Below are 18,285 nucleotides of genomic sequence, written 5' to 3'. Positions count from 1 at the left end.
TTGAAACTGCTCGCGGTTTTCCCTCTCGCTGATGTTCTTCATCGGCGAGTCGATTATGAGCATTTCAGGCAGTGGCACCCAACTCCACAGCATGACGATGCACAGCAATCGCAGAGCAGAACTTGAAGTGCCTCTTTTTGACGCTAACGTCAGAAGGGCGAAAGATCACCGATCCACTGCAACGATTGAAGAGCAGCTCTCCAAGCCATTGTGAGATAGTGCTCAAGCAGCGCCAATACCATCACGAACACGAACACTGCGCCGCAGACCGTCGCCCAGCCACCGTTCGCTTTATGGTCAGTCTCCTGATTGACAATAAATTGACGCCGATTATCACGCATAGCTAAATCCCCTACCGTTCGCGATCATCCTGGTCACGTTCTCTCTCATCGGCTTCACGTTGCAAAAATTCGAGCCGAGGGACCTGTTGTTTCGCCAGATCCGTCCGGGGTGCGCCTCCGGATGCGCGCTCCCCCGAGGGCTCTCGTCCATCAGACTGTGCATTGTCATTGCTTCGAATATCGGTTTGACTGTGCCCTGCGGCGTTGCTCCCTCTGGGTGCCCCGCGTTCCTCAAGCTCCTCGGAGCCGTTCCGTTCATTAGAGCGCAAAACTTCGCGACCTTCGCTCCGCCCTCTTTCCCGTTCAAGGCGCTCACGCTCGACTGCGATTAGCGTTCTACGGAGTTCGTCGTCCACTTCGGCAACTTCGCGTATCAGTGTATTGCCCGCAGCTCCAAGTTCAGCGGCCTTGCCAAGTTCGAGGTCCAGTTCCACTTTCAATGCACGAACGTCCTGTCCACCCACCTTCCCGGCTTCAACCCGTTCAATGGCCTCACGCGCTCGTTCAATTTCGACAAGGATCTGATTTGCGGCTTTAACCGTCGCGAGACCATGGCGAGATACCGCATCATTCCACCGCTCGAGGCTATCGTCCCGCTCTTGCGCCGTTCCCTGGATATCATTTGGGCGAGGGTGGCCCTCCTCATGCCGCTCCGTAGCCTCGTCGCGATCTCTTTGCTCGACGAGTGCGACGAGCTCTCTGCGCACGTTGACGTGCTCCCGTGCGGCGGCGGCGATCTCCTCGAAATCCGCTCGCTCAGATGGAGGTGTCGTGCGATCGGCCCGAAACAGGGCCATCTCGACCCGCTTCTCATAGGCTTCGAATTCAGGCCGCGTCATATGGCGCATATCGTCTCCCTCGGAAACAAGGTGGTCTAACTGTACCAAATTTATTCGCGATTGCGAGGACGAATTCTTTGAGGCGCTGGCGAATGCTTCCTGCGCGTTTGGGCGTTCACCATCTGTTTCCAAACGCAAAATTTGCGCTACTGCAAAGGTGGCGACTGTTTCATGCCCGGCTCCGCCCGCAAGCGAACGCCATTCCTGCTTAGCCAAAACAGTATAGGCCTTGCTGGCGTGCGTGTGCGCAAAACTCCGCTCATCTGAACGCTTGGCAAGATAACGCCGTTCCGCCGCTTCGCTCGTTCCTTCGTGTTCTGTGCGCCCGGTCGAATTGATCGGGCGCACCTGGTTCTTACCAAACGCGGGAGCACTAGCCCGCTCGCGCCGATCCGTCATTTCCATATTGATGCCGTGGTCTCGAGCCTTCTCGGCCATCGTCACCCGCCACTGCCTGAAGGCCGGGATCGTCGTTTCAATCCTATCGCCCGCATCCGATCGCATAACGACGATCGCGTGCGCATGCACATGCGGGCGTTTGCCGCCGCTATGCTCAGCCTTCGGGTCATTGGCCGGATCGTGGACGGCGAACACATAGTGGTGGCCGGAAAATTCAGCCGCGAGAAAGCCGCGGGCAGCACTTTCAAATGCTGCGACAGCCGTGCCTGCACGAGCCGACATGATCAGATGCATAACGTCCCGCGGTTTGCGGCTGTGAAGCTTGTCACGCCACTCCTGCTGCACAAGGTCGCCAGCCTGCCTGGCATTGGAGATGCCGCGTCCTTGTTCATCCCTCACCGCACCACCGTGCTTATCGACAAGCGCCCGGAGGCGGCTTGTGCCGTAATCGACGCCATTGCCGTAGCCCGTTAAGCGAAACCGCGCCTCGACACCATCCCTGTCGCCTTGTTGGAAACGCGCCTGAACGAGCCTGCTTGCCTTGTCGTCGCCGGTCAGCCGCTCACCATCTTTTGGGCTACGAAGCACGACCAGTCCTTCGATATCAATGCCGTTTCCATCAGCCCGAGGAGTTACGGCATAAGCAAAAGACCGATCTGCGAACCCCCGCTTGACGACGGAGCGGGCGAGCAAATCCAGATCCGACTCTTGCACAAAGAAAGCCTCGATCCGGAATGAACCGATGTCGCGGCTTTCGGCTCTGTTCTTCATCAGGTGATCCCAGTCTGCGCCGACTGCGGCAAGCTCGTCTCGGCCACGCAATCGCTCTCCACGTTCGTTCTCGACGACAACTTCGCCGTTACGCGACACGTAGTTGACCATCGCACCAAGGCGCGAGCCGCCTCCGAAAGAGGCCATTTTGACCACGGCTGGCTGGCTACCTGAGGCAAGAGCCTCAAAGCGGGTTCGCATCGGCCGCTCCGTGTCGGCACGCCTGACGTCACCGCCCAAAACTCCCGCCGATCTCCGCGATATCCCGGTCTTCGCTAGGCTGCCACCGCCAGAAGCAACGCCACCCGCTGCGAATCCAGCGCTGCGATGCCGCCATTCCTCTTCATCGATGGGTTTGCGTCGCCCCAACGAGCGATCGTGAAGAAGTGCGGCCTTTCGCTGCTCCCATTCCGCGCTGAAGGCCCCCAGGAAGAACTCCATCAGCCACCTCCGCGCCGTTTCTGATGGCCACGCTCAGCATAGACTCTGAGCTCAAGCATGACGGACGCCAGAATCTTCTGGATATCGGCAATCTCGTTGGAGATCCTTTTCGAGGCGGTAACTCCGCTTTTGTTTGCGACAAGCGCCAATTGATTGAGGTTGATGCCAACCCTCCGCATTTCAGCGTGAAGGAGACCCAAAACCGCACGATCGTCGTCATCAAAAAATGGCCGGACCCCCGCCCCTTCCAGCGTCAGCGATCGCATGAAGGCGGAAACCGTCATCTTGGCTGCCTCGGCTGCCCGCTCGATTTCGGCAAATTCCCCAGCATTGAAACGCGCATGGACGACCTTGTCCTTGCGACCCTGCACCGATTTGCGCTCGATAGTCCTGTTATCGGCACCGTCCATCGCCCACCCCAAAACCCGCCGCAGGCGCCATCGACGGCTTGTCCGTCGATCGTCAGCAAATTTGTATCACAAATTTGCGTATCCTGCCAAAACAAGCTTTACTGTAATAGTTCATCATCCACAACCGAGATCCTCCGCTGACGGTGCAGCGGACACCGCTCGACACTTTTGAGCGCGCTCGGGCATTGGTGGGATCGCTTAGTAGGAATCACGCGTGTATCCAATTCATGCTGTTGAATTAACTGACTGCACAATGTGTTCACACGACACCATCGAGTGATTAATCGATGTGAAATGTCGAGGTGAGCGGTGTATGTGGCCGTACAGACCTAGAGATCATTCACACGATGTGCATTTGGTTTGCAAATTTCCTGAACCTATTTTATTCATAGTCCGTCTTTAGGCCAGGAACATCACTACGCGGCGTCGCAGAATGTTGAGGGATCGTGACAAGGATCTATGCTGCAGTCAGCAATAAGGGCGGCGCCGGGAAGACGACGCTTGTAACCTTGCTCTCCGGCGAATATGCGCTGCGGGGAGAGCGTGTACTTCTTATTGATGCCGATGCCAGGAAAAACCTCTCGGGCTGGTGGAAGCTTTGCCACACAAAGGGAAATGTTCCAGAAAATATCGCAGTCACGATCGCCGCGACGCAAAGATCGATCGAGACCGAGATAGCACGCTTGGGCAGGTCCTTTGATCTGATCGTTATCGATGCGCCTGGTGTCGACAGCACCATTCTATCAACCATCATCCGGACGTCACAGATTGTTATCTCCCCTGTCCAGCCGGCCATCAAGGAGATCGAGGCTGCAGGCCAAGCCGCCGCCGCCGTCAATGAAATCAACGACGAGTTCGGCTCGCGGATCCTGCATTTCAACGTCCGCACACGCATCACTGTGCCAGGACGCAATCTCGAAGCCTATCGCTACATCAGGCCATTCGTAGCGGGGTTGGTTGCGGCCGACTACCAAACGACACTTCTGGAGACCGAACTGTTCGAGCGCAACGTCTATCGGGAAATCCAAAACGGCCTGGGGACGTTGCAGATGCAGGAGTTGACGGAAACGGTCAGGAAGGCCCGTGCGGAAGTGCAGGCGCTGGTTACGGAAATTGAACAGAAGCGTGCGGACATCGTTAGGGAAGAAGCTGCATGACGAAGGCAAATTTCGGGCTCGATGATTTCTCGATTGCTCCACGTCGGCGAGCGCAAGAGCTGGTCCCCATCGAGTCGGATCGCGACGACAAGAAACGGCAGCGCTCTGCACCACGCGTGTCAAAAGGCTCGGACGATACCGCCCTGATGGCCAAACCATCCGACGACGAGAAACAGGCGCGCGAGAGAGAGCGTGCAATGGTCCAGGGCGAAGCCCGCCGCAGCCTCAGAAATCTGAAGCGCACAAAGCAACGTCACGTCAAATTCTACGTCAATGTCGCACTTGATCAGGAAACAAAGGCTCGGCTTGTGCGTGCCGCCTACGAGAACGATGTCAAAATGACGGTGGTGATGAAGGAGGCGATCGACTTCTATCTATCGGAGAACGGCTACTAACTGTCCTCGAAGAGGATGCAGCCGGTCGATCCGGCGGCATCATCTTAAGCGAACGCCGAAAGATGCCCCCTAGTGAGGAGGCAAGGTCTGGATTTCGGCATCTGTCTGCTCAATCGCTGCGTTGAGTTCGCTCTCGATCTGGCGACGCTCTTCAAGGGTGGGGGCGTTGCGGAGTTCGGCGCGCAGTTCCTCGATGTGCTGTTCCATCGTCATCTTCGTCTCCTTGACGTTTGTGAAAGATGACCTGAGCGGCTGTGAGGGGAGAAGACGGGTCAAGGTTCGCGTCAGCGGCCGGCGGAGCCGGCGCGCGGAGGAACCGATTTTGTCGGAGCGCAAGCGCAGGCAAAATTGGAGGGGCTGCGCGACCTTGAGGCGGCTTTTCCCCTCGCAGCACAATCGCGGCTCTGAGCAGACAGGGTTTGGTCTCGTGTGGCACCGGGGCGAAGGTTCGACATACTCGGGGAGACACTGTACGGATGAGGCGCTTCCAAATCGGGAACACTGTTGTCGAGGAGCAATCGACAGGCTTTCAAGAAAACCTAGCCGCGGCCTATCGCTCGAAGCTGCGCCCAGTCTGCCTTTGCCGGACGTCGGGCGTAGCGATGTACATTGCCAGTGTCGGGGAGCAACTCGTCATCAAGCGGATGCCTTTGACCGGCGGTGCGCACGCTCCTGAGTGCGAATCCTATGAGCCACCCTACGAATTGTCGGGGCTGGGCTCCCTGATCGGTAGTGCTATCCAGATCGATGCGGAAAGCGGAGTGGCTTCTTTGAAGCTGGATTTCTCACTTTCCAAGAAGGGCCCGCGTACCGCGCCGACGCAGACATCGGCGGGTTCGGGGTCCGCGAAGAATGATGTGCGCAAGATGTCGCTGCGTGCCCTCCTTCATTATCTCTGGCATCAGGGCGGCTTGGCGGTATGGACCGCACATTGGGCGGGCAAGCGGCACTGGCCGCAGGTTCGCAACCACCTTCTGGAAGCGGCGCGCACCATGTCTGTCAGGGGCGAGCCACTCGCGAATCGGCTGTTCGTGCCAGAACCATTCCGGCTCGACGACAAGTTCGCGATCGAACAACGACGACATGCTGCCCTGGCGCCGCTTCATGGTGCAGCCACCGGTTCGAAACCCCTTATGGTTCTGATCTGCGAGATAAAGGAGTTCACGCCGACAAGAAGCGGTCAAAGGATTATCGCCAAACACCTGCCTGGTTTTTCCCTTTTCCTGGAAGAGGCCCTGTGGCGTCGCCTCAATTCGCTTTTTCCCGCCGAATTCGACATGTGGAAAGCAAACGAGACTTGTCATTTAATCGCGATCGCGACGATCGGCGCGTCCGAGTCGGGAGCGATCGCCATCAATGAGATCGCCTTGATGGTCGTCACGGAACAATGGCTTCCAGTCGAAAACACCCATGAGGCGCGATTGCTGGAACAATTGACGAGGATGTATCGAAAAACCATCAAGGGCCTCCGTTTCCACCTTGCCACCACGCAGCCATTCGCAAACGCGATGCTTCCTGAGCAGAAGCCCTGTCCCGCAGCACTCTATATCGTGCCCCCCGGCGCCGGCGAGGAATTCGAGATTGCGCTTCAGGAAATGATCGATGCACGGCCGGATGTTGCGCCTTGGCTATGGCGTGTCGCCGATGGCGACATGCCTCCCCTGCCCTAGTAAAGGCGATCGGCACTGATTTCGACCTATCAAGCCTGTGAATCAATGCAGCGCGATTGATTCAAAACTGTCGTTGGACGTTGGGCACCAGATCACCGATTCTGTTCTCCATGTCGCTCTATCACTATCGCCTCCATTGCCATCGCACCGATCCAAGCAGAAACATGGCGCGGTTCTACACACTCTCGATACAGCCAACGCTGTTCGGCGAGACAGCAGTCGTCCGTTCGTGGGGACGGATCGGAACGAGCGGTCGGCAAAAGACGGAGGCGTTTTCGGATGAGCTCGTCGCGGTGTCCCGCTTCCTCGAACTCGCGCGCCGAAAGCGGGCAAAGGGCTACGAGCCGATGGGAAGCTGTGGAAATGCCGCCAAGGGCGGCTCGTTGAGCGTAATGGTCGATGACAAGAGAGTTCCGTAGTGGAAAAATCTCGAATCTTCAAGCGGGAGTTCACTATGACCACGACCAGCGAAATTGCAGATAAGATCGCAAGCGAACATGGCCTGACGAAGGTTCAGGGCAAGGCTATAGTGGAAGCCGTGTTTACGGCCATCACAGCCGCATCCACCTCCGGCAACGAAACTTCAATTCCCGGTTTCGGGAAGTTCAAGGTAAAGAACACGCCGGAGCGCGAAGCACGCAATCCGGCGACCGGCGCGACCATCAAGGTCGCTGCCGCCAAGAAGCTCACCTTCGCGCCGGCAAAGGCGCTGAAGGACGTGCTTAACAAGTGACGTGAGAAAAGCCCCGCTTGATTGGCGGGGCTTTCTAGTACAGCTCACCGGCGAGTGTTGCGCGACCAGATGAGCTGGAGGCCTTCGTGACCGTGGACTTCGGTGAGCGTGGCATAGATCGGCGCTGGGAAGCTCGGATCGTCGAGCTTGACCGAGATGTAGTCGCGCTCGGTTTCGCGGGCTTGTTTCTGCCAGCCTGCTCCGAACTCGACATTGCCGGCCAGTACCCGGAAGTCGGGGGCGTCTTCGGAGGAGCGTTCGACCCTGACGATCTTTGCCTTGACGTTGAGGTTGAGGGTCTTGATGGTGCCGGTGAAGCCGTCGTTCGAGGCGGTGAAAGAGCCGATGGTAGCCATTGTCGTATTCCTTTTCTGTTGCTCGGGCCGCGCCCATCGCGACCTCGATGGCTGTCGACAAGACCGGGGACGATCGGCCCGCACCCGCAGGGTCGCAACGAAGTGGAGAACGGTCATGGGCCGAGGCTTTCTTGGCTATCGCGAGGAATGACGGAGACGATCCCGCGTGAGCTGTCACGTGGGATCGTCGCCGTCAGGGGAAGAAAACGAGCCGGCCGTTGCGGGAGGACGATCCAGCCGAGCGCCGCGAGGCGGTCTCCGGTCAGACATGCCCCATCGAGACCGCAATGGGCGTGCCTTCCGCAAATATTGAAAGGATCGAGAATGGCGGAACCAGACGCTCTCAGGCCAGCATGAAAACTGCAACACCCGCGCGTTTCATTCACCCCCCTCTGAGGGGCTCGGCCAGGAACGCATGATACCAGTGACCCTTCCGACTGCGGGGCATTTTGGACTGTGAGCGCGATTTTCTTGAGGAAGGCAGGCCAGAAACTGCCAAGCGGCGCGGTCGCCTCGAAGGTAAATGCATTGTCGAGTTCAACCCGATTGTACCTATCCAGAATGAACCAACATGGAAAATCCAGCCCGGCGCATCAGATCGTGGAGGTAGGCGACGGCGCGCTGCGGCCTGGAAAATGAAGCGCTGTCGTTTTTTGAGGACCGAGAGCCATGATGCGAGATAGATCGCGTGATCCGGGCACGGCCCCATCTCCGGAGCGATGCCAAGGTCGGCTACGAGAAACATCACACCGAGTTCGGCCATCAGCTCTTCGCGGGCGCGCTCCGACTGATCCTCAGCCGGGTTCCGAGCCGCTGCCGCTACCCGGGGCACGGCGTTCGCCAGGTTCGTGACCGTCTTCCCAGCCTCGTTTCGCAGATGCGGCGGCACGGTCTTGTCCGCAGCGCCTTTTGGATGACGCGCGCTTGCAGGAAGTGAGCGTTGTTCCCGGCGGACATGTTCCCGAGATCATCGGCATTTTTGAAAAAGCGGAAGTATTGATGAACGGTCATGTTCTCCTTGTTTCAAACAAGGAAAGAGGACGATCAATCTGAACGTCGCGTTAGGTATGTCGGTCCAAGAGGACGCGACCTTCATCCGATTCGCCCCAGGACGCGGGACGTTGCGGTTGTCGCAGAAGTCCCTATTCTGCAATAGAATATCGAAGCCACCTTGCTCACGAAAGCGCCTGGGCGAGGATCCACTCAGCGAACAACTTGACCTTGGTCGTTCGACTGCGCGTTTCTGGATACACGAACCAGTAGCCACGACCATCATGGGCGACGGTTTCAAAAAGCTGGATAAGCTGCCCTTTTTCTAGTTCCTCTTTAAAGAGTGCCGGCGTGAGCAAGGCGATCCCAAAACCTTGCGAGGCGGCGATATGTTCAAGGTTCTGGGCACCCAACTGCAACGTGCTGCCTTCGGGTACAGATGCTGTTTCACCGGCGGCGTCGAGCCACAAACGCCACCATGGGCTATGCCGATCAACCAACGGTGCTGAAAGCATCGCTGCGGGGGTATTGAAGGGGCCGTGCTTTTCGAGAAAGGATGGACTGCACATCGGTGCGAAGTTCATTGCGAATAATTCATGACCTTTGAGGCCAGGCCACTCGCCGCGTCCCGGTCGTATGCAGACATCGAAACCTTTCTCAATCAAATCCACGTCGCCCCTGACACCCTTCAGTCTGACGGCGACATTGGGATGCTCGAATTGGAACTGACCTAGTCTCGGAACAAGCCACGCTGCTGCGAAGCTCGGCAGAGCTGCCACTGAAAGAACCGCTTCATCCGCGCGAGCCAGGCCGTCAAATGCATCTCCCATGATGCCGAAGGCATAGGACATCTGCTCCGATAGCTGTCGTCCGGCAGGCGTCAGAGTTACCACCTGAGGCCGCCGTGTGAACAACTGGCAGGCGATCTCAATTTCTAAAGCCTTAACCTGCTGGCTGACTGCAGCCTGCGTCATTCCGAGTTCTTTTGCTGCTTTCGTGAAGCTCTCATGTCGAGCCGCCGCTTCGAAAGCCCGCAACGCGGTCAGATTGGGCAATCGCCTTACCAAGCCAAAGCCCTCATGCAAGCCATAGCAATCTCGATCTGTCGCAACACTGATTCATCAAACTAAAGTGGACCTCAATCTCCCAAGTTAACAATATGCAGCCTGAGGATTAGTTTGACTTATGTTCTTCCCATACTGGCCGCCGCTGTCGGAGGCTATCTATTAGAGGTACTTAGCATACCGAATGGTCTCTTGATCGGTGCGACGCTAGCGGGTCTCCTGTTCTGCAGCTTTTACAGGCGTGCTCAGGTTGTTCCGTTCAGCCTGCAATTCATGCAGATCGTTCTCGGCATTTCGCTCGGTATCACTGTAGGTCCTAGCGATCCTCTCGTGGCGTCCGACTGGCTCACCGCCGCAGGACTGACGGTACTGTGTCTAACCCTACAGGTCGGCACGAGCTACATCTGGCTCCGAAAGGTTTCGCGTTGGCCGGCAGCCGATGCGGCGTTGGCTTCATACCCTGGCGCCATGGCGGCCGTGCTCGATCTGCTTGGCAAGTCGGCTGCCGGTCCGAAAGTGCTGATCGTTCATATGATGCGGATCATATTCCTGACTTTCGCCGCCAGTCTTCTCGTTTGGAATCACATCCCAGCACCCACCCAGCCGCTCGCCCTGAGTCTTCCGGTGTTGTTCGTGGCGGCAGCAATCGTTGCCTCAAGTCTAGTTCTCGGCCGAATAATGGCAAACAGCGGCGTACCCGCGCCTTATATGTTGGTCGCGTTGGTCTTCGGCGCTTTTGGTTCGAGCATGGGTTTGCTGGAGGGCTTCCACGTTCCACAGCTTATGCTCGATGGGGCAATCATCCTATTGGCGGCCTTGATAACGATCAACGTAAAGAACATCGACAAGCGAGAGTTTTTTCCGGCACTCCGAGCTGGCGGCGTCGCTCTGCTTCTGACGCTAACATGGACGGTTACTATAGCGGTGCTTGCTGCATGGCTGTTAGATTATGAGGTTGTGACCGTGTTGCTGTCCTGTGTACCTGGAGCCGTCGAGAGCGTCGCGTTCGTGGCGGTAGTTTCTGGGTTGGATGTCGCCTTTATTTTGAAGGTGCACTTGATGCGTTTACTTTTCGCGCATCTTTCACCGGCCTTGTTACTCGTCGTACGAAAAGAGGGTTTGCTCGCGTAACAAGAGGTCCTGACGTGCCAACACACAATGACGCCAGTCGGAGAGATCCTGATCTTCCGAAGCTAAATGGCGCGCGCTCTTTCGCACAATTTTGGATCCGAAAGTCCCGTCAGTCTATTTGCTGTCACTGGCCTGCCGCGTAGCCCAAGACCTCCACCCCTAGCCTTCCTCGAATCCCTCTGATGATACCGAGACCTGTGGGCCGGAGGCGACCACTTCCGGCTATCTAGACAGACAGATGCCACCATGATCTGGATGCCGGGATTATGAATTTCTTCATGAGCAAGCGTTGCATAACAGCTTTCCATATCCAGGAGGACGATCGAGCCGAGCACCGCGAGGCGGTCTCCGGTCAGACATGCCCCATCGAGACCGCTGTGGGCGTGCCTTCCGCAAAGATTGAAGGATCGAGAATGGTGGACCCAGGCGCCCTCAGCCCAACATGGAAAATCCAGCCCGGCGCGTCGGCTGAAGATCGTGGAGGTAGGCGACGGCGCGCTGCGCTTGCGCGGCGGCCTGGAAAATGAAGCGCTTGTCGTTTTTGAGAACCGAGAGCCATGATGCGAGATAGCTCGCGTGATCGGGGCGCGGCTCCATCTCCGGAGCAATGCCAAGGTCGGCCGCGAGATACACCGCACCGAGTTCGGCGATCAGCTCTTCGCGGGCGCGCTCCGACCGATCCTTAGCGTATCTGGAGAGATCACGATTGAGACGGTGGGCTGCACCGGCCCAGTGGATTTCTTCATGCGCAAGCGTTGCATAATAGCTTTCCACATCCCGGAACGTTTCGATCGGCGGCATTTGGATGTTATCTCGGCTCTGCGGCCGTGTCTCACAAGTGTCACGGCTTCATGATCAACATATCCGGCAATTAGAACGCGCGGCGTTGCGCGATGGGGCGATGTTTTGCCGGGGCGGGCTCGAGCCCGTCCCGGCAAAACATCGCTGCTCGAAGAGGTCCTCTTGCCCCAGCTCTTCTTCACCGACCTTTCTGCCCTGCCTCGTTCGGTGACGATCGACGGCGTTGCACACGCGTTAGAGGCAGACAAGATAGCGGCTGCAGAGAAGCTCGGGCTCGTTGAGGGTATGCCCTTCATTCTTGGCGGAGAAGGATCCTACGACCACAACCTCAATCGCTTCTTGCGATCCTGCCCGACCATGGGCGTACGCTCCCTGAACAGCCTTCGCGCATATGCGCGAGACATCGTCGTGTGGATGCGTTTTCTGGAAGAACGTCGGGGCGGCAAGTCTGTATGGGCTGCGAACCGTGACGACATCGCCGCGTTCCACCAGGCCCGGCGCCTGTCCGAGCCGCCCTTCCGCATCTCGGCCTCTTCCTGGAACCGAACGATCGCGGCTCTCGACAAGCTCTATAGATGGGCCGTCGATGAGAAGATCATCACAACGGCCCCCTTCACTTACAGGCAGCTATGGTCACGGGCACCGACCTCGGGCGCGGTCGTCTCCGTGGCGATCAACTGTGCCAAGGAGAGTGGAGGTCGCAACGGAGATGTGCAATTCCTGGATATGCCGCGCTATTTGGTTTTTCGCGACGTCGGACTGCGCGGCAGACTTCCTGACGGGCAGGAAGACCCGAGCTGGCGCGGACGCAATGGTACGCGCAATGCTCTGTTTGCGGAACTGCTGATCACGACAGGTCTGCGATTACAGGAAGCATCGAGCCTGCTGCTGAGCGAATTGCCAACGTTGGATACCGAAACAGGCTCTCCAGTCCGCTCTTTAGCCTTCCGTCTGGCTGCTGCGACGGCAAAGGGGTCGCGTGGGCGGGATATCCGCATGCCTATTCGTCTGATCAGGCAACTTCACGACTATGGTTTGATTGAGCGGGAGAATGCTCTTGGACGTCACCGGCGGCGCGGGCGCATCTGCCGGATGCCTCGATCAATCACAGTAGCCGCATATGAGCATCGCGCTTTACGCCTAGCCGACGGCGATCACACGGTCAGAGTAAGCGTCGACCAGTTGCGTCCATCGGATCGGGTACGCCTCATCGACAAGACGACCGGCTCACCCCTGGCGCTCTGGCTGACCGAGGATGGGCAGCCAGTGTCGATGGCGGCCTGGGAAGCCGTGTTCATGCGGGCCAGCGAACGATGCCGCCACCTCGGTTTCGATGACATGCATATCACTCCCCACATGCTCCGTCATAGCTTTGCCGTCCACATGTTGACGCTGCTTTTGCGCGAGCAGGTCCGGTGGGTGGTCAGCGAACGATCGGCACAGCTCGGCTCCGCCTATCGACGGATGATCGGCGATCCGCTGCTCAAGCTTCAAAGGCTGATGGGGCACAGCCGTATCGAAAGCACTTACATCTATCTCGACCATCTTGCCGACAGTCAGGAGATCGTCGATGCGGCCGTAAGCAACTTCGGGCTAGACGCGGGATCCGAGGAGTTCGCGCCATGAGACGGGGGAGGCTGGCCAAATTTCCGCCGCAGTCAGATAGCTCCGACGCGGATACCGCCGCGACCACTACGACTGTCGATCCGCGCCGCTTCGCCGTGCGTGTTGATACGGGCAACGAGTTTATCGTGGATTTAACCGACTTGACTCCCTCATCCTTCGTCGTGGAGATCGCGCCGCTGCTCCGGGAACGAATCCGTCAGATGGGACCAACCCCAATTTGGCGCTCAGTACGCAATAGCGTGAAGATGCTGCGGCGGTTTTGGTCGTTTCTCGATGCTCAGCGCCACACAATACGTGCACTGGGTGACGTAACCGTCGAGCTGATTGACGGTTACGAAGATTGGCTGGAGCAAAATGCAGGGAACCGATCGTCCCAGCGGCAACTTCTGGCGACACTGATCAGTGTATTGCGGATCGCCGTCAACGATCGTCCTGGCGTGCTCACACCCGACGTCGTATCGCGTTTGCGCTATCTGGGGCGTGGTCACGGCAGCGGCGGGCGCCCTCGTGACGCTTACAGCAGTGGGATTGCCGAAGCATTGCGAACCGCTGCGCGGACACAAGTGGCAAACGCCCGTGAGCGCATCGTACTCGGCGACGACCTTCCGGCGCCTCCACTCGGACTTAGCGCCGGTACGCGGCTGCGCGTTCTTTATGATGCCGTCCTCGTTGAGATCGCAAGATCCAGCTGGATCGAGGCAGAACATCCCGCCTTCAAACGCTTCGCAAATCTCGCCCGATATCACAAGATTGATTGCAAGATCGAGTTGCCGCACAGAGGATTCCACTTAACGGTAAGCGACTTCGCCGCGTTCCTGGTGCTGCTGTCGCTGGAGACCGGTATGGAGATGGAGTGCCTGAACCGTCTGAAGGCCGATTGCTTGCGCAATCCTACCCGAGGGTATGTCGAGATCGAGTATTACAAGCCTCGGGCGCGGGGCTCGGAATGGAAACACGTGCGGGTGCGGGACGGATCGATCGCCACGCCAGGCGGACTAATGCGGCTCGCGATCTCATTGACCGAACGGGCACGCCGGCACACTGGTTCAGATCGATTGTGGGTCCTTTGGACCGTCAACGGCCTGCGATCGCTGAGCGACGATGGCACGCAGGGAGTCGATGCTTTTGTCGAACGCTACAAACTTACAGATGATGAGGGCAGGCCGCTGCGCTTGCAGCTCTCCCGGCTTCGAAAGACCTTTAAAGCCGAATGGTATCGTCGCACCAATGGGCAACTCGAGCAGTTCGCCGTCGGCCATTCGATCCCTGTCGCAGCCAGGCATTATGCCGACATACCTGCCCTGCGCCATGTCCATGAACAGACGTTAGCTGACGCGTTTCACGACGCTCTCGACGCTGCGCTCAGACCACGCCTCGTCACCAGCGAGCAGGAGAACCCTGCCGTCGAGCCGCAGGACCAGGCTCCCGCAAAAGATGACCAAGACGTGTGGATGGCGCGATGCGGTAACTTTTACGATAGCCCGTTCGCAAAAGCCGGCGATCCCTGCCCCACGCCATTCTGGGGGTGCTTGGAATGCGAGAACGCCGTCATTAGCGAGCGCAAGCTCCCGGCGCTCCTCGCATTCCAATCGTTCATGGCCGATCAGCGTGCTGCCCTCAATGCCGAAGAGTGGTCAGTCAAGTTCGCGCGCGCTTGGCATCGCATCACTCATCAGATCATTCCTGCCTTTGCTCCACAGGTATTGGAAGCGGCCCGAAGGACGACTGATGCAAGAGATCCGATGCTCCTCTATCTGCCGGTAGAGGCGATAGCACGATGACAGCGGCAAATCTCGGCCACATCCCGCGCACCTCCAGCATCCGCAGCGACACTGACATTGTTCTTAAGTCGATGAAGCTGAAGGATGGGACGAATCGGGAAGCACTTTCTCGTTTTGGCGACGACGTCTGGGATCTCGATCCGGCAATCTTTCAGGACATGGCACGGCATGCCTTCCGCACGCTTGACTTCAGCACCATCACCTGTCCGCGGGAGAAGCTCACCGCCAAGGAATACATTTACGCCTGGCTTAACGAGCGATTGCCAGACGCCGCGCGTCGGCTACGGCCCATGAGTGCACGGGCGGCGCTCGGCACGCTACGTCAGCTTATGACCTTCGTTCGGGAACGAGAGGGACGATTCGATGCAGCTCTCATCGATCAGGATCTTCTCAATGCTTATCTCGTGTTTCAGAAGAACCGCTCGGTTTCGCCGTACCGGATCGCTGAGTGCTTGAGGCCGGCTTTGCAGTTGCATCGGCTGGCCCGCTTCCTGACGCATGGCGGCTTAAGTCTTGTGCCCTGGAACGGCGCACCACCCTACAGAGTGGCAGGCTGTAGCGGGCATACGTATGAGAATGTGACACCGCGCATACCCGACGCGGTGATCGCCGAACTGCTGCGATGGTCGCTTCGCTATGTCGAGTTGTTTTCCATCGACATCTTTGCAGCACGCGAGGAATTGGATGAACTGGAAGCGGGCTATTCGGCCCGCCCGCGCGGAGCTCCTGCGGGCAGCGTCGTCGCACGCGTGACGTCCTACATCGACATCCGCCGCCGTGCTGGCCGTGGCATCCCTGTGTGGAATGACCCCGCCGACATTGCAGGCCTGCGAGATGCTCTCATTCGAGGCAAATGGCTCAAGGGGGAAGTACTGAACATTCGGCTCATTTCGTTGCAGAGCTGTGTGCGTCCGAGCAACCTCATCCAGAATAAGGCGGCTTTTGCCCTTCTGCTCGAAGCCGTGCAGGAGCTCGGCGTCGAGCACGGTGGCATGGACACGCCGATCACCATCGATCCGACGAGCGGGCGTCCATGGCGGTCTCGCTTCGATGATTTCTCCCTGGCACACGAAGAGCGCCAGCTCCAGACCGCCGCTTACATCCTGTGCGCTTATCTGACCGGCATGCGCGATAGTGAAGTCCAGGCAATGCAATCCGGCTCCCTGCAGCGCAAACGCAGCGCCGATGGTATGATTGAGCGGCTGACTATACGCAGTACCGTCTACAAAGGGCGTGAAGAGCGCGGGAGCGTCGAGGAGTGGGTGACGATCGCGCCAGTTGTACGCGCCATTGAAGTGGCTGAGCGCCTCGTGGCAAGACATCGGCCACAGCGCAGGCAGGGCTGCATCTGGGTCGCTCTTCATCGTAAAGTTGCCCGAGATGGCGGCGTGCCGCACGTGGTGCAACGTATCAATGGGTTCCGCCAGAACTTGGACCGGCGTTTCGGAACCGCGGATGAACCGGCGATCCCGCTCGTGGATGGGCGATGCTGGATCTTCAACACGCGGCAGTTCCGCCGCACTGTGGCCTGGTATATCGCCAACCGCCCCTTCGGAGTGGTCGCCGGCAAGATCCAGTACAAGCATGCCTCCGTGGCAATTTTCGACGGCTATGCCGGCTCATCGACCTCCGGCTTCCGTCAGGAAGTGGAACAGGAACACTATCTGGGCCAGCTCGATGACATCGTAGAGCACTATGAAGCGGCACGACGCGGAGAACGCTTGACCGGCCCGGGCGCATCGCGCGTCATACACGAGATCGAACGGGTGACGAAGGAGATTGGCTCCTTGCCCGGCGTCATTGCGGATGGCAAACGCATGAAGGCAATGCTTGCTCACCTCGCACGCACGCTGCATGTCGGCTACCTGAACGATTGCTTCTTCGAGCCGGCAACCGCACTCTGCCTCACCCGGTCAGGGACCTCAACAAGCCAGCCTATCCTGTCGAACTGCGCTCCCGATCGCTGCCCGAACTCCTGCATTGCACGCCGCCATTTGCCAGCGTGGCAAGCAGCAATCGCGCATGCCGAAGCCATGCTGCAAGAAAGGCGCTTGTCGAACCTGCAGCGCAGCGCCATCCGGCAAGACCGAGATCGAATGCGCAAGCTGATCGCTCCCCTCCGGGAGGAACCGCCCTGAAGCCGGTCAGCATGTCGACCGACCGCGCGCTACGTGCCGCATTGACCCGGCTTGTCTGCGGCAATGCAACCCGGACCAATGGACGTTTGACGGTTACCAATCTGGCGCGCGAGGCCAATGTCAGCCGGGCAACTGCAAACCGCGCTCCGGCAATCGTGGCGGAGCTCAGAGCGATTTTGGCCGAGACCGCGTCCCCGCCTCTCAAACAGCACCAGCAGATCGATGCGACGCGCGATCAGCGCGACGCAGCGAATGTGGTGGCCCAGCACCTTCAGGTCCGCGCCCTGTTGCAACGCGACAGCGCCAATAGGAATGGTAAACTGCTGTCGGTAGTGGGCAAATTGGATGACGGCTAGCGCTGCCGTCGCTCCGGAACAGTCATCGGCGGCATGTCTTGTCCCCAATAAATTATAGTCTGTTCTGGACAACGCTCGCTCCATCCCTATCAAGGCCCTCCGATCCTAAAATCCCGGAAGGTTCAATTGGGACAACGTGCCGCCATCTATTGTCGGGTTTCGACCGCCGACCAGTCGTGTGAGCGGCAGCAGCGCGACCTGATATCGTTCGCTGCTCGCGCCCATTACGACGTCGTGGCGGTTTTCAAAGAGACGGGTTCAGGCGTGAAGCTTGATCGGGTTGAGCGCAAAAAGATCATGGCGCTCGCCCAGGCCAGACGAATCGACGCCATCCTTGTCACGGAGCTTTCACGATGGGGCCGTTCGACCATCGATCTTCTTAACACGCTACGCGCGCTGGCAAATTGGAAAGTGTCGGTCATCGCCACAAACGGTGTGACCTTCGACTTGTCCTCGCCGTATGGTCGGATGCTAACGACTTTTCTAGCCGGCATTGCCGAATTTGAACGTGACTTGATCAGCGAGCGGGTCAAGTCCGGCCTCGCCGCAGCAAAGGCACGGGGCAAAAAACTTGGCCGTCAGACTGGGCAACGACCCAAATCCGACCGGCTTGCACCCAAAGTTCTCGCGCTTGTCGCCGAAGGCCGCAGCTATCGCTGGATCGCCCGTGATCTTGGCATCAGTAAGAACACGGTCGGTGATATCGTTAAGCGCACCAAATCCGTTGAGAACCTGCCAAGGATCGCGACCCGTTAAGGCAAGACCAAGGCGCCGTCGTCAGCAACAAGCGTACTCACCGAAATCACGCCGCGCCGGCTATTTCGGGTGGCCATGCGAGCGCCTAAACAGTTAGGTGAGACAGATTGGCCGTTCAGATAATGGATGT

Annotated in this window: 19 protein-coding genes and 1 pseudogene; 12 read left to right on the top strand and 8 right to left on the bottom strand. The window is 58.4% G+C overall.

Annotated features, from left to right (window positions below):
• Positions 1 to 149: 149 nt before the first annotated feature.
• From BLU15_RS35200 to mobC, 3 genes are all read right to left on the bottom strand, one after another.
• Positions 150 to 341 (bottom strand): hypothetical protein, encoded by a 192-nt coding sequence (locus BLU15_RS35200; RefSeq protein WP_090301779.1) that lies wholly within the window; start codon positions 339 to 341, stop codon positions 150 to 152.
• An 11-nt stretch (positions 342 to 352) separates the two neighbouring features.
• Positions 353 to 2,551 (bottom strand): conjugal transfer protein TraA, encoded by a 2,199-nt coding sequence (locus tag BLU15_RS35195; RefSeq protein ID WP_244546916.1) that lies wholly within the window; start codon positions 2,549 to 2,551, stop codon positions 353 to 355.
• Between the two features lie 239 nt (positions 2,552 to 2,790).
• Positions 2,791 to 3,201: a plasmid mobilization protein gene (mobC, locus tag BLU15_RS35190; protein WP_090301775.1), complete on the bottom strand. Its 411-nt coding sequence runs from the start codon at positions 3,199 to 3,201 to the stop codon at positions 2,791 to 2,793.
• Between the two features lie 446 nt (positions 3,202 to 3,647).
• On the opposite strand from mobC, the gene BLU15_RS35185 reads away from it, so the two are divergent.
• Entirely contained in the window at positions 3,648 to 4,358 is a 711-nt protein-coding gene (locus tag BLU15_RS35185) for a ParA family protein (RefSeq protein ID WP_090301773.1), read from the top strand.
• Entirely contained in the window at positions 4,355 to 4,753 is a 399-nt protein-coding gene (locus BLU15_RS40435) for a hypothetical protein (protein WP_090301772.1), read from the top strand. The genes BLU15_RS35185 and BLU15_RS40435 overlap by 4 nt, the downstream gene beginning before the upstream one ends.
• A gap of 69 nt (positions 4,754 to 4,822) precedes the next feature.
• Here the strand turns inward: BLU15_RS40435 and BLU15_RS39745 are convergent, their stop codons facing one another.
• On the bottom strand, positions 4,823 to 4,966 hold the full coding sequence (locus tag BLU15_RS39745; RefSeq protein ID WP_176960452.1) for a hypothetical protein: 144 nt from the start codon (positions 4,964 to 4,966) through the stop codon (positions 4,823 to 4,825).
• A gap of 263 nt (positions 4,967 to 5,229) precedes the next feature.
• Here BLU15_RS39745 and BLU15_RS35170 point away from each other — a divergent pair, with 263 nt between their 5' ends.
• From BLU15_RS35170 to BLU15_RS35160, 3 genes are all read left to right on the top strand, one after another.
• Complete coding sequence (locus BLU15_RS35170; protein ID WP_090301768.1) at positions 5,230 to 6,423, top strand: DUF1173 domain-containing protein; 1,194 nt, start codon at positions 5,230 to 5,232, stop codon at positions 6,421 to 6,423.
• A gap of 110 nt (positions 6,424 to 6,533) precedes the next feature.
• Entirely contained in the window at positions 6,534 to 6,842 is a 309-nt protein-coding gene (locus BLU15_RS35165; protein ID WP_090301766.1) for a WGR domain-containing protein, read from the top strand.
• A 35-nt stretch (positions 6,843 to 6,877) separates the two neighbouring features.
• On the top strand, positions 6,878 to 7,156 hold the full coding sequence (locus BLU15_RS35160; protein WP_090301764.1) for an HU family DNA-binding protein: 279 nt from the start codon (positions 6,878 to 6,880) through the stop codon (positions 7,154 to 7,156).
• A gap of 44 nt (positions 7,157 to 7,200) precedes the next feature.
• On the opposite strand, the gene BLU15_RS35155 is transcribed toward BLU15_RS35160, so the two are convergent.
• Together BLU15_RS35155 and BLU15_RS41055 are read right to left on the bottom strand one after the other, a co-directional pair.
• The gene (locus tag BLU15_RS35155) at positions 7,201 to 7,512 is read right to left on the bottom strand and encodes a DUF736 domain-containing protein (RefSeq protein ID WP_090301762.1); all 312 of its coding nucleotides are present in this window, start codon (positions 7,510 to 7,512) and stop codon (positions 7,201 to 7,203) included.
• A gap of 382 nt (positions 7,513 to 7,894) precedes the next feature.
• A complete protein-coding gene (locus BLU15_RS41055) occupies positions 7,895 to 8,344 on the bottom strand; it encodes a zincin-like metallopeptidase domain-containing protein (protein ID WP_371590365.1) in 450 nt (149 codons plus the stop codon).
• A 92-nt stretch (positions 8,345 to 8,436) separates the two neighbouring features.
• Between BLU15_RS41055 and BLU15_RS40735 the strand changes: the two genes are divergently transcribed.
• Positions 8,437 to 8,565: a hypothetical protein gene (locus BLU15_RS40735; protein WP_256386719.1), complete on the top strand. Its 129-nt coding sequence runs from the start codon at positions 8,437 to 8,439 to the stop codon at positions 8,563 to 8,565.
• Between the two features lie 122 nt (positions 8,566 to 8,687).
• Here the strand turns inward: BLU15_RS40735 and BLU15_RS35145 are convergent, their stop codons facing one another.
• Positions 8,688 to 9,557 carry a LysR substrate-binding domain-containing protein gene (locus BLU15_RS35145; RefSeq protein WP_143034324.1) on the bottom strand — a complete coding sequence of 290 codons (870 nt, stop codon included), beginning with the start codon at positions 9,555 to 9,557 and terminating at the stop codon, positions 8,688 to 8,690.
• Between the two features lie 123 nt (positions 9,558 to 9,680).
• Between BLU15_RS35145 and BLU15_RS35140 the strand changes: the two genes are divergently transcribed.
• On the top strand, positions 9,681 to 10,697 hold the full coding sequence (locus BLU15_RS35140) for an AbrB family transcriptional regulator (protein WP_176960451.1): 1,017 nt from the start codon (positions 9,681 to 9,683) through the stop codon (positions 10,695 to 10,697).
• 432 nt (positions 10,698 to 11,129) lie between these two features.
• On the opposite strand, the pseudogene BLU15_RS35135 reads toward BLU15_RS35140, so the two are convergent.
• A pseudogene (locus BLU15_RS35135) lies at positions 11,130 to 11,516 on the bottom strand (zincin-like metallopeptidase domain-containing protein); the annotation flags it as partial.
• Positions 11,517 to 11,660: 144 nt separating this feature from the next.
• Between BLU15_RS35135 and BLU15_RS35130 the strand changes: the two are divergent.
• The 5 genes from BLU15_RS35130 (at position 11,661) to BLU15_RS35110 (ending at position 18,155) form a co-directional block, all read left to right on the top strand.
• On the top strand, positions 11,661 to 13,124 hold the full coding sequence (locus BLU15_RS35130; RefSeq protein ID WP_090300107.1) for a tyrosine-type recombinase/integrase: 1,464 nt from the start codon (positions 11,661 to 11,663) through the stop codon (positions 13,122 to 13,124).
• The gene (locus BLU15_RS35125) at positions 13,121 to 14,905 is read left to right on the top strand and encodes a phage integrase SAM-like domain-containing protein (RefSeq protein ID WP_090300109.1); all 1,785 of its coding nucleotides are present in this window, start codon (positions 13,121 to 13,123) and stop codon (positions 14,903 to 14,905) included. Before BLU15_RS35130 ends, BLU15_RS35125 begins: the two co-directional genes overlap by 4 nt.
• Positions 14,902 to 17,043 carry a hypothetical protein gene (locus tag BLU15_RS35120; RefSeq protein ID WP_090300111.1) on the top strand — a complete coding sequence of 714 codons (2,142 nt, stop codon included), beginning with the start codon at positions 14,902 to 14,904 and terminating at the stop codon, positions 17,041 to 17,043. The genes BLU15_RS35125 and BLU15_RS35120 overlap by 4 nt, the downstream gene beginning before the upstream one ends.
• A gap of 11 nt (positions 17,044 to 17,054) precedes the next feature.
• A complete protein-coding gene (locus BLU15_RS35115; protein WP_090300113.1) occupies positions 17,055 to 17,399 on the top strand; it encodes a hypothetical protein in 345 nt (114 codons plus the stop codon).
• Between the two features lie 126 nt (positions 17,400 to 17,525).
• The gene (locus BLU15_RS35110; RefSeq protein ID WP_090300115.1) at positions 17,526 to 18,155 is read left to right on the top strand and encodes a recombinase family protein; all 630 of its coding nucleotides are present in this window, start codon (positions 17,526 to 17,528) and stop codon (positions 18,153 to 18,155) included.
• Positions 18,156 to 18,285 lie beyond the last annotated feature (130 nt).

This window comes from Ensifer sp. YR511, from assembly GCF_900103045.1.
GTDB lineage: Bacteria > Pseudomonadota > Alphaproteobacteria > Rhizobiales > Rhizobiaceae > Ensifer > Ensifer adhaerens.
The sequence above is the reverse complement of the archived record's forward strand: the minus strand, read 5'-3'. Positions and strand labels throughout refer to the sequence as shown.